Source organism: Mycolicibacterium sp. 624 (genome assembly GCF_040548615.1).
Taxonomy (GTDB): domain Bacteria; phylum Actinomycetota; class Actinomycetes; order Mycobacteriales; family Mycobacteriaceae; genus Mycobacterium.
The window spans coordinates 12572-24002 of sequence record NZ_JBEPRZ010000005.1; the positions used below are offsets into that span (position 1 = coordinate 12572).

General features: G+C 64.3%; 13 protein-coding genes. 3 read left to right on the forward strand and 10 right to left on the reverse strand.

Annotation, left to right across the window (positions count from 1 at the left end):
- Nucleotides 1–49: 49 nt before the first annotated feature.
- The 9 genes from ABIA65_RS19715 to ABIA65_RS19755 form a co-directional block, all read right to left on the reverse strand.
- Entirely contained in the window at nucleotides 50–892 is an 843-nt protein-coding gene (locus ABIA65_RS19715) for an SHOCT domain-containing protein (protein ID WP_354524658.1), read from the reverse strand.
- A gap of 118 nt (nucleotides 893–1010) precedes the next feature.
- On the reverse strand, nucleotides 1011–1733 hold the full coding sequence (locus ABIA65_RS19720; protein WP_241400823.1) for a PP2C family protein-serine/threonine phosphatase: 723 nt from the start codon (nucleotides 1731–1733) through the stop codon (nucleotides 1011–1013).
- 152 nt (nucleotides 1734–1885) lie between these two features.
- The gene (tuf, locus tag ABIA65_RS19725) at nucleotides 1886–3076 is read right to left on the reverse strand and encodes an elongation factor Tu (RefSeq protein ID WP_241400824.1); all 1191 of its coding nucleotides are present in this window, start codon (nucleotides 3074–3076) and stop codon (nucleotides 1886–1888) included.
- A gap of 88 nt (nucleotides 3077–3164) precedes the next feature.
- Nucleotides 3165–5267 carry an elongation factor G gene (gene fusA / locus ABIA65_RS19730; RefSeq protein ID WP_354524659.1) on the reverse strand — a complete coding sequence of 701 codons (2103 nt, stop codon included), beginning with the start codon at nucleotides 5265–5267 and terminating at the stop codon, nucleotides 3165–3167.
- Between the two features lie 79 nt (nucleotides 5268–5346).
- Nucleotides 5347–5817 carry a 30S ribosomal protein S7 gene (gene rpsG, locus ABIA65_RS19735; protein ID WP_099037227.1) on the reverse strand — a complete coding sequence of 157 codons (471 nt, stop codon included), beginning with the start codon at nucleotides 5815–5817 and terminating at the stop codon, nucleotides 5347–5349.
- Complete coding sequence (rpsL, locus tag ABIA65_RS19740) at nucleotides 5817–6191, reverse strand: 30S ribosomal protein S12 (RefSeq protein WP_135126427.1); 375 nt, start codon at nucleotides 6189–6191, stop codon at nucleotides 5817–5819. Before rpsL ends, rpsG begins: the two co-directional genes overlap by 1 nt.
- A 284-nt stretch (nucleotides 6192–6475) precedes the next feature.
- Complete coding sequence (locus tag ABIA65_RS19745; protein WP_241400825.1) at nucleotides 6476–7087, reverse strand: TetR/AcrR family transcriptional regulator; 612 nt, start codon at nucleotides 7085–7087, stop codon at nucleotides 6476–6478.
- 92 nt (nucleotides 7088–7179) lie between these two features.
- A complete protein-coding gene (locus tag ABIA65_RS19750) occupies nucleotides 7180–7728 on the reverse strand; it encodes a DUF3558 domain-containing protein (protein ID WP_354524919.1) in 549 nt (182 codons plus the stop codon).
- Nucleotides 7728–8219: a DUF3558 domain-containing protein gene (locus ABIA65_RS19755; protein ID WP_241400826.1), complete on the reverse strand. Its 492-nt coding sequence runs from the start codon at nucleotides 8217–8219 to the stop codon at nucleotides 7728–7730. The genes ABIA65_RS19750 and ABIA65_RS19755 overlap by 1 nt, the downstream gene beginning before the upstream one ends.
- 186 nt (nucleotides 8220–8405) lie before the next feature.
- Here ABIA65_RS19755 and ABIA65_RS19760 point away from each other — a divergent pair, with 186 nt between their 5' ends.
- Nucleotides 8406–8780, forward strand: a complete 375-nt coding sequence (locus tag ABIA65_RS19760; protein ID WP_371747135.1) for a DUF3060 domain-containing protein — start codon at nucleotides 8406–8408, stop codon at nucleotides 8778–8780.
- Between the two features lie 53 nt (nucleotides 8781–8833).
- Entirely contained in the window at nucleotides 8834–9244 is a 411-nt protein-coding gene (locus ABIA65_RS19765; protein WP_241400827.1) for a DUF3060 domain-containing protein, read from the forward strand.
- Between the two features lie 38 nt (nucleotides 9245–9282).
- On the opposite strand, the gene ABIA65_RS19770 is transcribed toward ABIA65_RS19765, so the two are convergent.
- Nucleotides 9283–10446, reverse strand: a complete 1164-nt coding sequence (locus ABIA65_RS19770) for an iron-containing alcohol dehydrogenase (RefSeq protein WP_354524660.1) — start codon at nucleotides 10444–10446, stop codon at nucleotides 9283–9285.
- A gap of 86 nt (nucleotides 10447–10532) precedes the next feature.
- Between ABIA65_RS19770 and ABIA65_RS19775 the strand changes: the two genes are divergently transcribed.
- Nucleotides 10533–11426, forward strand: coding sequence for a LysR family transcriptional regulator (locus tag ABIA65_RS19775; protein WP_354524661.1), 894 nt, complete (start codon nucleotides 10533–10535; stop codon nucleotides 11424–11426).
- Nucleotides 11427–11431: the final 5 nt, after the last annotated feature.

The following is an 11431-nucleotide window of genomic DNA, read 5'->3' on the forward strand; positions in this document are numbered from 1 at the left end:
TTACCAAAACTTCGGCCGGGCAATTCGGGTTCCGGCCAACAACAACCCGCTACAGGTCGGCGATGATCTGCTGGCGTTTCGCGCTGTACTCCGATTCAGAGATCGCACCCGTGGCTCGTAGCGTCTCGAGTTCCTGTAGCCGCTGCGATGTCGACGGATTCGGTGCCGACATGAACGATTGGGCAGGGGCTGCCGCGGCGGGGGCCGCCATCTGAGCCGCGGGCGGCGCCTGTTGGGCGGCAGCACGTCGCACGACGTTCATCACCTGGTTACGCACCGCGGGATTGGACCGGATGTCGATGGTCCCGTTCATGGGGACGTTGTTGGCCTTGAGGATTCCCATGATCTCCATCAGAGGCCCGGCCTGACCCGACAGGTCATAGGTGCGATTGTCCTCGGCGAGGCTGAACTGCGCGGGCACCATGCCACCGACCAGAGCGCTTCTGTTCCAGTCGATTTGGTAGGCGTTGGTCGCCGGATCGACGAGCACAACGAGCTTTCGCCCGGTGATGAGCGGCAGTCTCGTCACCGACGCGATCACCGAGTCCTGGGTGTCGAACGGTGTGAGGCCGGGACCCTCGATGTGGAGGCTGACCTTCACCAGCGGCTGTTCATTGATCCGGGTGCCGGTCTCGGCGATCCCCGTCACCTGGGCCAGCGCGAGCACCCCACTGGACTCGAGCATCTGGGTCTTGGCCTGGACCCTCTGTCCGTAGCTCGCCAGCCCCAACGCGATCAGCACGTCGAGGGCGGTGACCAACAGACCGACCCAGAACATCCACTTGACCAGAGGATCCTGGCCCAGCCCGAAGAACACCGCCAGGAAGATCGGGCCCACCAGGCCACCGCACAGCAGAACCATGAGCTGTGCCTTCACATAACGCCAGACCATCTCCCCCACGCTCCTCAGTTAGCCGAGCCGTTCTGGTTGCATCTGGGCGTCAGACTATCGCCGGATGCGATCTACCGATCCCAATGTCCGGCGATAACGTCCGGCTCAGGGGCCCGACTCACACGTCGGCGACATCGACGATGACGAACGAGAAGTTGTCATCGGCACCGTTGGCTCGGACCGCCTCGGTGATCGCGGCACACCACTGCGCGATGTCATCGGACTGCACCGCATCGGCGAACTCGGCGTCGGTCATCATGCCGCTCACCCCGTCGGAGCACATCAGATAACTCCCCTCCTTCAACGGGAGTCTCAGTACGTGGGGTCGCACCGCATCGGGCTGCCCCAATGACTGGGTGATGATGTTGGTGGGCCTGCCGTCGGCGCCGAAGATCGAGTCGTCGATCGACAGCTGCTGCAGCTGCGCGTCGGTGATCGAGTAGATGCGGCTGTCACCGACGTTGAACGCAATGAGTTCGTCTGCCAGAAAGCACAATCCGGCTATCGTCGTGCCGAGGCCCTCCAATTCGGTCTCGGCACCAACGGCACGCACCTGCGCGTTGACGTCGTGCAGTGCCGCCTCGACGTCCGCGGGGGAACGCCAGCTCTGCGAGACCTCCGCGATCACGTTCAACGCGACCCGACTCGCGAGGTTGCCACCGGCATGCCCGCCCATCCCGTCGGCGACCGCGCAGACGAACGGAGGCGTCGGCGCGAACTCGAAGGTCGCCAGCGATCCGTCGTGCGTCTGACACAGCCAGCCAGCGACAAGCACCGCGTCCTCATTGCGTCGGCGCCGAAGCCCGACGTCGGTGAAAGCGCGGACGGTGAACCGGGTCATGCGGCAATCATGGCGCAGAACGGAATCCGATCCGCGCATATCGCGCCACCGCAGTCTCGACGCGTCGCGTGCCGATCTACCCCGCGAACGCAGAAGCGGCACCCACCCGAAGGTGAGTGCCGCTTCCGTGCGTGCTTTGTCAGATCACCAAATTACTTGATGATCTTCGTAACTCGGCCAGCGCCGACCGTACGGCCACCCTCGCGGATCGCGAAGCGCAGGCCCTCGTCCATGGCGACGGGCTGGATCAGCACCACCGAGATGTCGGTGTTGTCACCGGGCATCACCATTTCGGTGCCCTCCGGCAACGTCACAACGCCGGTCACGTCCGTGGTACGGAAGTAGAACTGCGGACGGTAGTTGTTGAAGAACGGCGTGTGGCGGCCGCCCTCGTCCTTGGACAGGATGTAGACGCTGCCCTCGAACTCGGTGTGCGGCGTGGTGGTGCCGGGCTTCACGACGACCTGGCCGCGCTCGACGTCCTCGCGCTTGATGCCACGGACCAGCAGACCGACGTTGTCGCCGGCCTGACCCTGGTCGAGCAGCTTGCGGAACATTTCGACGCCGGTGACGGTGGTCTTGGTGGTCGTCGGCTTGATACCGACGATCTCGACCTCCTCGTTGACGTTGATCACGCCACGCTCGACACGACCGGTGACCACGGTGCCGCGGCCGGTGATCGTGAAGACGTCCTCGACGGGCATGAGGAACGGCTTGTCGGTCTCGCGAACCGGGTCCGGGATGGACTCGTCGACGGCCTCCATGAGGTCCTCAACGGCCTTGACCCACTTCTCGTCACCCTCGAGTGCCTTCAGCGCCGAGACCTTGATGACCGGGGCGTCCTCATCGAACTCCTGGGCGGCCAGCAGTTCGCGGACCTCCATCTCGACGAGCTCGAGGAGCTCTTCGTCGTCGACCATGTCGGACTTGTTCAGTGCGACCAGGATGTAGGGCACGCCGACCTGGCGGGCGAGCAGCACGTGCTCGCGGGTCTGCGGCATCGGACCATCCGTGGCGGCAACCACCAGGATCGCGCCGTCCATCTGGGCGGCACCGGTGATCATGTTCTTGATGTAGTCCGCGTGGCCGGGGGCGTCAACGTGCGCGTAGTGACGCTTCTCGGTCTGGTACTCCACGTGGGAGATGTTGATCGTGATGCCACGCGCACGCTCTTCGGGCGCATTGTCGATCTGGTCGAATGCGCGCGACTCGTTCAACTCGGGGTACTTGTCGTGCAGAACCTTCGTGATTGCTGCGGTAAGCGTGGTCTTGCCGTGGTCAACGTGACCAATGGTCCCGATGTTGACGTGCGGCTTCGTCCGCTCGAACTTCGCCTTCGCCACTGTGGTGTCCTCCTGGACTTGTGTTGGTGCTTGCTAAAAGCAGTGTTGATGTATTCAGTTGTGCGGTCCAACGAACCGACGCGCCAGCTTACTGACCCGTCGCCTTCGCGATGATCTCCTTCGACACGTTGGCCGGCACTTCGGCGTACGAGTCGAACACCATGGAGTAGTTGGCCCGGCCCTGAGTCTTCGACCGAAGGTCGCCGACGTAGCCGAACATCTCTGACAGCGGCACCTGCGCCTTGACGACGCGAGCTCCACTGCGCTCCTCCATGGCCTGGATCTGACCACGGCGGGAGTTGAGGTCGCCGATCACCTCACCCATGTAGTCCTCGGGTGTGATGACCTCGACGGCCATGACGGGCTCCAGGATGGTCGGCTGCGCCTGCGCGGCAGCCTTCTTCAGCACCTGGGAACCGGCGATCTTGAACGCCATCTCTGAGGAGTCGACGTCGTGGTAGGCACCGTCAAGCAGGATGAGCTTGACGTTCACCAGCGGGTAGCCGGCCAGCACGCCGTACTGCATGGCGTCCTGCGCACCGGCATCCACGGACGGGATGTACTCGCGCGGGATACGTCCACCGGAGACCTTGTTCTCGAACTCGTAGGTCGCGCCATCCTCGCCGGTGAACGGCTCGATGCTGACGAGGACCTTCGCGAACTGACCCGAACCACCGGTCTGCTTCTTGTGGGTGAACTCGACCTTCTCGACCGCGCGCTTGATGGTCTCCTTGTACGCCACCTGCGGCTTGCCGACGTTGGCCTCGACCTTGAACTCGCGACGCATCCGGTCGACCAGGATGTCGAGGTGCAACTCGCCCATGCCGCCGATGACGGTCTGGCCGGTCTCGGAGTCCTGGTGGACCTTGAAGGTCGGATCCTCTTCGGCCAGCTTCTGAATCGCCAGGGACAGCTTCTCCTGGTCGCTCTTCGTCTTCGGCTCGATGGCGACCTCGATCACCGGATCCGGGAACGTCATCGACTCAAGCACGATCTGCTTGTTCGGATCACTCAGGGTGTCACCCGTCGTGGTGTCCTTCAGACCGATCGCGGCGTAGATGTGCCCCGCCGAGGCGGACTCCACCGGGTTTTCCTTGTTCGCATGCATCTGGAACAGCTTGCCCAGGCGCTCCTTCTTACCCTTGGTCGCGTTGACGACCTGGGCGCCGGAGTCGACCTTGCCCGAGTACACCCGGATGTAGGTGAGCTTGCCGAAGAACGGGTGCGTGGCGACCTTGAACGCCAGGGCCGCAAACGGCTCGTCGACGCTCGGCTTGCGGCTGATGATCTCGTCCTCTTTGCCGGGCACGTGGCCTTCGGCAGCGGCGACATCCAGAGGGGTGGGAAGGTAGTCGACAACCGCGTCGAGCATGGGCTGCACGCCCTTGTTCTTGAACGCGCTGCCACACAGCACCGGGTAGGCCTCGGAGTTGACGGTCAGCTTGCGGATCGCGCCCTTGATCTCCTCGACGGTGAGTTCCTCGCCACCGAAGTACTTCTCGAGCAGCGCCTCATCGGTCTCGGCGACCGCTTCGAGCAGCTTGGTGCGGTACTCGCCTGCCTTCTCGACCAGATCCTCGGGGATGTCGATGGTCTCGTAGGTCTCACCGAGCTTGGTCTCGCCGCGCCAGACCTTGGCCTTCATCTCGACCAAGTCGACGATGCCGATGAAGTCGTTCTCGGCACCGATCGGCAGCTGGATCGGGATCGCCCGTGCCCCCAGGCGCTCCTCCATGGTGCGCACCGAGAAGTAGAAGTCAGCGCCCAGCTTGTCCATCTTGTTGACGAAACAGATGCGCGGCACGTCGTACTTGTCAGCCTGACGCCACACCTGCTCGGACTGCGGCTCGACACCCTCTTTGCCGTCGAAGACGGCCACTGCACCGTCGAGCACACGGAGGCTGCGCTCCACCTCGACGGTGAAGTCGACGTGCCCGGGGGTGTCGATGATGTTGATCTGGGTGCCGTTCCAGAAGGAGGTCACAGCAGCGGAGGTGATGGTGATTCCGCGCTCCTGCTCCTGTTCCATCCAGTCGGTGGTGGAGGCGCCGTCGTGGGTCTCACCGATCTTGTAATTGACCCCGGTGTAATACAGGATCCGCTCGGTCGTCGTCGTCTTACCGGCATCGATGTGCGCCATGATGCCGATATTGCGGACCTTGCTCAGGTCGGTGAGCACGTCTTGTGCCACGGCTAAATTCCCACTCTTTCGCTTGCTTGGATGCTGTTGTCGTGACGCCCGGGCGCTGCATTACCGCCGGGCGAGTAAATCACCAGCGGTAGTGCGCAAAGGCCCGGTTCGCCTCGGCCATCTTGTGGACATCCTCGCGACGCTTGACAGCGGCGCCCAGTCCATTGCTGGCGTCGAGGAGCTCATTCGCCAACCGCTCGACCATGGTCTTCTCGCGGCGTTGCTTGGAGAAACTGACCAACCAGCGCAGCGCGAGGGTGGTCGAGCGCTCCGGGCGCACCTCGACGGGCACCTGGTAGGTGGCGCCACCGACGCGGCGGCTGCGAACCTCGAGGGCCGGCTTGACGTTGTCCATGGCGCGCTTGAGCGTCACCACGGGATCGGTGCCAGTCTTCTCGCGGGCCTGCTCGAGCGCACCGTAGACGATGCGTTCGGCCAGCGACTTCTTACCGTCCAGCAGGACCTTGTTCACCAGCTGGGTGACCAGCTGCGAACCGTAGACCGGGTCGTTGACCAGAGGACGCTTGGGCGCGGGTCCCTTGCGTGGCATTAGCTCTTCTCCTTCTTGGCGCCGTAACGGCTGCGGGCCTGCTTGCGGTTCTTCACGCCCTGGGTGTCGAGCGAGCCACGGATGATCTTGTAGCGCACACCGGGGAGGTCCTTCACACGACCACCACGCACCAGCACCATCGAGTGCTCCTGCAGGTTGTGACCCTCACCTGGGATGTAGGCGGTGACCTCGACCGCGCTGGTCAGCTTCACGCGCGCAACCTTGCGAAGTGCCGAGTTCGGCTTCTTCGGGGTAGTGGTGTACACGCGAGTGCACACGCCGCGACGCTGCGGACTGCCCTTGAGTGCCGCGGTCTTGACCTTGGCGATCTTGTCGCGGCGACCCTTGCGGACCAGCTGGTTGATGGTTGGCATGTACCGGCTTTCTGTGTTGCTACTGGTTGCTACGTGTAACGCTGTCATCTTCAAGTTTGTGTACTGCGGTTTCACACCCCGCCGCTACCCCGCGACCGGGCGTGTCGCACGCGCCCCCGCATCGATTTCTCCGATGCATAGTGGACATGCGAATTGGCCCGGCGTGCAGGCATGCCTGCGCGTATTACAGCCGCAAGCGCCTTGGCCAGGCACGAGGGACCACGATACCCGCCCGCGGTGGCGCAGGTCAAAGCGCGCCGGAGTGCCCCCGCCCGACCGGGCCGTCAGCGCCTCTCCATGCCTGCTGCCAGCCGCAACACCATATCGGTGAAGACGGCGTCGGTATCGATGTCGTCCATGACCCCGGTCATCTCCAACAATACGAAGCCGTGCAAGGCCGACCAGAACTCCAGCGCCGAGTAGAACGCGTTCTCGTCATCCAACCCGTAGGACATCAGGACCTGGATGACCGGCCCTGCCGCGGCACGTGTCGCTGCCGTGTACTCGGGGTCATCGCCGCCGAACGGCATCCGGGTGAACGCCGAATAGCGTCCCGGATGGTGGTGGGCGTAGCTGCGGTACGCGCTCGCCATGGTGACCACGGCGTCGTCGCGGGTGCGCCCATCACCGACGGTGTTGAGCATCCCGATGAGGTCGTCGACGACGCGCATCCGAACTGTCCTGCGCAGGTCATCGAGGCTGTGCACGTGGTTGTAGAGCGACGGACCCTTGGTGCCGAGCTGGTTGGCAAGGGCGTTGATGGTCAACGCATCCCAGCCGTCGCGGTCGAGGAAGGTCAGGGCGGCGTTCACGATGGCGTCGCGGCTGAGCTTCGTGGTCCGCGCCGGCGGCCTGACGCGCCCGCCCACGGTGAGGGGCTCCGGCCGACCTGCCATGTGTGCCATTTCCTTCGGTTGATTCTGGCCCTGGTGCTCGCTTCCACGAACTTGGGTGACTAATGACTCTAACCGGAAACACGCCCCACAGGTCAGTTCACACGGTCCTGACTGCGCTGGGCGAGTTGCTCGGCGACCACGCACAGATCCGGCAGCATCCCGGGGTTCATCGTCTGGATCGACCAGGTGATGACGTCCTGGCCCTTGGTCACGTAGATGCTGCAGGCGTTGTCATCGTGGGCCTTGAACCCCTTGTTGCCGTCCAGCGACATCTCGGTGAGCTCGCGTCCGGCGCTGCGCTCCAGTGTGCGCTCGGTATCCAGGTCGCTGCCGCGGTACCACCACGTGGAGATCCCCATGCCGACGCCGAAAGTGCCGATGACGGTGTTCTCCTGCCAGAAGCAGCCCGAGTCGTTGTCCACCACCTTCGTGAACGACGTGGCGCCGACCGCCTTCGCGATGTCGGCATCGGTTACGCCGTTGCAGTCCATGGCACGAAACCCCGGACCTGCCGGGGCGGTGGGGGGCGGCGACTTCGGGGCAGGCGCCGAGCCACAGCCGGCGAGCGCCGCGACTGCCAAGACTGCGCCCACCAGCGCGCTGACGGCGCGGGTGGCGCGCGGCGGCATTACGGGCGCCATCACATGTCCGAGGACAGAGTGGCGGCCAGGAGCGTCTCGGCGTCCAGGCATGCCTCGGTCCCAACTCCGGGACGGAACTGCACCCACCAGGTCAGCACACCGGTACCCGCAGCGGCCGTCGCCGCGCACGCCGCGGGATTGTCCTCGGTGGTGGCCGTGAAGGCGGGGTGGCGCTCGATGTCGGTGTCGGCGACCCGTGCGCCGCGTTCGGTGGCCAGGTCGCGTTCGCGGTCCAGCGTGCCGGTCTCGAACCAGGAGAACACCACGTCAACCAGACCGCCCTGCCGGACCAACACGTATTGGCAAACCGCGCCGCTATACGGCCGCACGACACTCTCGGCCCGCAGCGTGTCCTGGACGGTGCTGTCGAGCAGGAACCCGCAGCGGTCATCGACATAGCCGTAACTTCGCTCGGGGTCGGGGACGGCGGCTGTGGACCGTCGTGCGGCCCCGTCGACGGTCTGCGTGCACGCCGCGGCGGTGACAGTCATAGTGACCGCCACAACAGCTAACGTCCTGGACCGCCATCGCATCGGCGTCCACGCTACCCAGGGCTCGCTACCGGGGCGACTCATCCAATCAGCGCGACTGGCATCAAACCGACGAAGTGTTGCCACCAGCGCATCCCGGCGACGTAGGCTGCCATGATCCGTACCGCTACGAGGGGGACCACCGTGATGTTCAAGACGCTTGGCGGGTCACTGGCGACGTGCGTTATCGCACTCCCGATGGCGTTGGCCGTCGGGGCCCCGGTGGCGCAGGCCAAGAACGGTGATACCCACGTCACGGGTCAGGGCATCACCCAGACGCTGGACTGCAACGAGTCCGCGCTGCTGGTGACGGGAACCGGGAACTACGTCACCGCCAAGGGAACCTGCTGGGGCATAGCGGTTCAGGGCTCCTCCAACATCGTCATCGCCGACAACGTCATCAACGACATCACCGTCTACGGATACGACCAGACGGTGCTGTTCCACAACGGCGATCCGCTGATGTGGGACCGCGGACGCGAACTCGGGATGACCAACCGCATCGACCGCGTTCCCGCGTAGTCTGGCAGCGGCGCCGAATCGACGCCGCAATAGCCCGACGAAGCGAGGGAACCATGCGTGCGCGTTACCGCGGTCTGGTCAGTGCAATCGGTGCGACCGCCGCCCTTGTGATTCTGACCGGCTGCGGATCAGACAGCACGGACACCAACGCGCCATCGATCACGGCAGGCACCTCCGGCGCCCAGATCGAGATCGGAAACACCATCAACTACGGCTCGTTCGGGACGACAGCCGATATCGACTGCGCCGACGGCAAGTCCCTCAACGTCGGTGGTTCGAATAACACGCTGACCGTCAAGGGAACCTGCGCCAGCGTGAACATCGGCGGCGCGGACAACAAGATCACGTTCGAGACGGTGAACGACAGCATCAGCGTCGTCGGCCTGAACAACACGGTCAGCTACAAGGCCGGCGATCCCAAGGTCGACGACCGAGGCAGCGGCAACAAGATCACGAAGGGCTGATCCGCACCATCGGTGACGATCCCGATCGGTGCAGGGCGTCAGAAGATCTGGCGGTAGAGGTCGACGATCTCCTCGCGCGTCGGTATCCGCGGGTTGTTGTCAGGGGATCCGGAGGCCAGCGCTTGAACCGCCATCGTGTCCAGCTGCGCCTCCCAATCCGCCTTGCCGATGCCATACGACCGTGGCGTTGGGACTTCCACATCGGTGCACAGCTGCTGCAGTTCGGTCACCAAAGCGCTTGCCGCCTTGGCATTGTCGACGGATTCTGCAACGACCCCCATAGCCTTCGCGCAGTCTGAGTACCTGTCGATCGCCGAGTCGATCGAGAACTCGGTGACCGCCGGCAGGAGCATCGCGTTGGAAAGGCCGTGTGCGACATGGAAGTGCCCACCGATGGGACGGCTCATCCCGTGCACCAACGCGACGCTGGAATTCGAGAACGCCATCCCCGCCTGTGTTGACGCCAGCATCATCGCCTCGCGGGCCTCACGGTCCGCTCCGTCTGCGTACGCGCGTCGAAGGTGCAACGAGATCGACCGCATGGCGGCCAAGGCGAGCGCGTCTGTGAACGCGCTGGCGCGCCGGCTCACATAAGCCTCGATGGCGTGAGTGAGCGCATCGACCCCGGTGTCCGCGGTCAGACGAGCCGGCATCGACACCGTCAGCTCGAAGTCCACGATCATCGCGACCGGCAGGAACGACAATCCGGGACAGAGCATCTTCTCGTCAGTTCGTCCGTCGGTTATCACGGTGAATTGAGTTGCCTCCGAGCCACTTCCGGACGTCGTCGGCACGGCGACGATCGGAAGTGCCGGACCCATGTAGCTGCTGGGGGCCTTGAAGGACGAAATCTCCCCGCCGCTGACCGATAGCACCGCCAGCGCCTTGGCGGTGTCCATCGGGCTGCCCCCGCCGAAACCGATGATTCCGTCGGCGCCGTGTGTACGAACGAGTGCCAGTCCGTCCTCGAGTGAGGCGACTGTTGGGTCAGGCACGGTCTCGGCGAAGACTGCCGGCTCAGATCCCGCTGCCTGCAGGATCTTAACGAGGCGCTCAGTCTGCCCAGTCTCGGTGAGGTACTGATCGGTGACCAGTACCGGCCTGGCGATGCCTAGTTGAGCGACAACGGATCCGAGGTCATCGATCGCCCCGGCACCGAACTTGGCGAAACGGGGCAGGGCGATGTTGATGGCGGCAGTCATGCCCATATGATCGAATCTCGTTCATGCACCAGTCAATGGCGAATCCCGCACTGTACCGTGCGATTTTGCACGTGTAGGTTGGGGGCATGTTCAGTGCGGACAATCTGCGCTTCTTCCTCGAGGTCGCACGTACCGGGCGACTCAATGAGGCCGCCCGCAATCTGGCTGTGGATCACACGACGGTCGGGCGGCGGATCACCACACTCGAGAAATCGTTGGGAGAACGGCTATTTGACCGGTCTCCGGGAGGGTGGCAGCTGACTGAGGCGGGCGCGGATCTACTTCCACGTGCGGAGTCGGTGGAATCTGCCGTCATCGCGGCGTACGACGCTCGGATATCCGGCGCAGGACCGTTGACCGGCACGGTCCGAATAGTGACTCCCGATGGCTTCGGCGCATTCGTCGTCGCACCGCAGCTCGTCGAACTGCGGCGCAGGCATCCCCATCTCGATGTCGAACTCGTCACCGCGACCGAGCACGGCTCACTGTCCGCGCGCCACTTCGATGTCGCGGTCACGCTCGAAGAGCCCCCGCCGCGGTCCGTCCACGTTCAGCAGCTGGCCAGTTACTACCTACGCCTGTACGCCGCCGAGGAGTACCTCGCTGCGGCGTCGCCGATATCGGAGTTGGCGGACCTGAAGAACCACACCCTGATCTGGTACATCGACGCCCTGCTCGACGTGGCGCCGCTGCGCATCCTCGAGTCGCTGCCCCACAAGCAACGAGTCGCCATTCAAACCAACAACATCACCGGCCACTGGACCGCAGCCCGCAGCGGTCTGGGCATCGCCCCGCTACCGCAGTATGTGGGTGAGCCAGACGAGTCGTTGAGAGCTGTTCTGCCGGAATCATTCTCGGTTCGCCGCAACTACTGGCTGGTCATTCCGCGGGAACTACGCCAGGTTGGCCGAGTACGCGCCGTCGCGCAGTTCCTTCGCGCGTCGGTGACGTCCAGCCCCTACCTGACCCAAGGGCAGTAGCGAGG

What these genes read in the sequence shown, in the direction of transcription:
- ABIA65_RS19745 (WP_241400825.1), bottom strand. Translation starts at nt 7,087, where the DNA reads ATGGCAGGTCGGCCGGAGCCCCTCACCGTGGGCGGGCGCGTCAGGCCG.
- ABIA65_RS19765 (WP_241400827.1), top strand. Translation starts at nt 8,834, where the DNA reads ATGCGTGCGCGTTACCGCGGTCTGGTCAGTGCAATCGGTGCGACCGCC.
- ABIA65_RS19775 (WP_354524661.1), top strand. Translation starts at nt 10,533, where the DNA reads ATGTTCAGTGCGGACAATCTGCGCTTCTTCCTCGAGGTCGCACGTACC.
- ABIA65_RS19715 (WP_354524658.1), bottom strand. Translation starts at nt 892, where the DNA reads ATGGTCTGGCGTTATGTGAAGGCACAGCTCATGGTTCTGCTGTGCGGT.
- rpsG (WP_099037227.1), bottom strand. Translation starts at nt 5,817, where the DNA reads ATGCCACGCAAGGGACCCGCGCCCAAGCGTCCTCTGGTCAACGACCCG.
- ABIA65_RS19755 (WP_241400826.1), bottom strand. Translation starts at nt 8,219, where the DNA reads ATGACTGTCACCGCCGCGGCGTGCACGCAGACCGTCGACGGGGCCGCA.
- ABIA65_RS19760 (WP_371747135.1), top strand. Translation starts at nt 8,406, where the DNA reads ATGTTCAAGACGCTTGGCGGGTCACTGGCGACGTGCGTTATCGCACTC.
- ABIA65_RS19750 (WP_354524919.1), bottom strand. Translation starts at nt 7,728, where the DNA reads ATGGCGCCCGTAATGCCGCCGCGCGCCACCCGCGCCGTCAGCGCGCTG.
- ABIA65_RS19720 (WP_241400823.1), bottom strand. Translation starts at nt 1,733, where the DNA reads ATGACCCGGTTCACCGTCCGCGCTTTCACCGACGTCGGGCTTCGGCGC.
- rpsL (WP_135126427.1), bottom strand. Translation starts at nt 6,191, where the DNA reads ATGCCAACCATCAACCAGCTGGTCCGCAAGGGTCGCCGCGACAAGATC.
- ABIA65_RS19770 (WP_354524660.1), bottom strand. Translation starts at nt 10,446, where the DNA reads ATGACTGCCGCCATCAACATCGCCCTGCCCCGTTTCGCCAAGTTCGGT.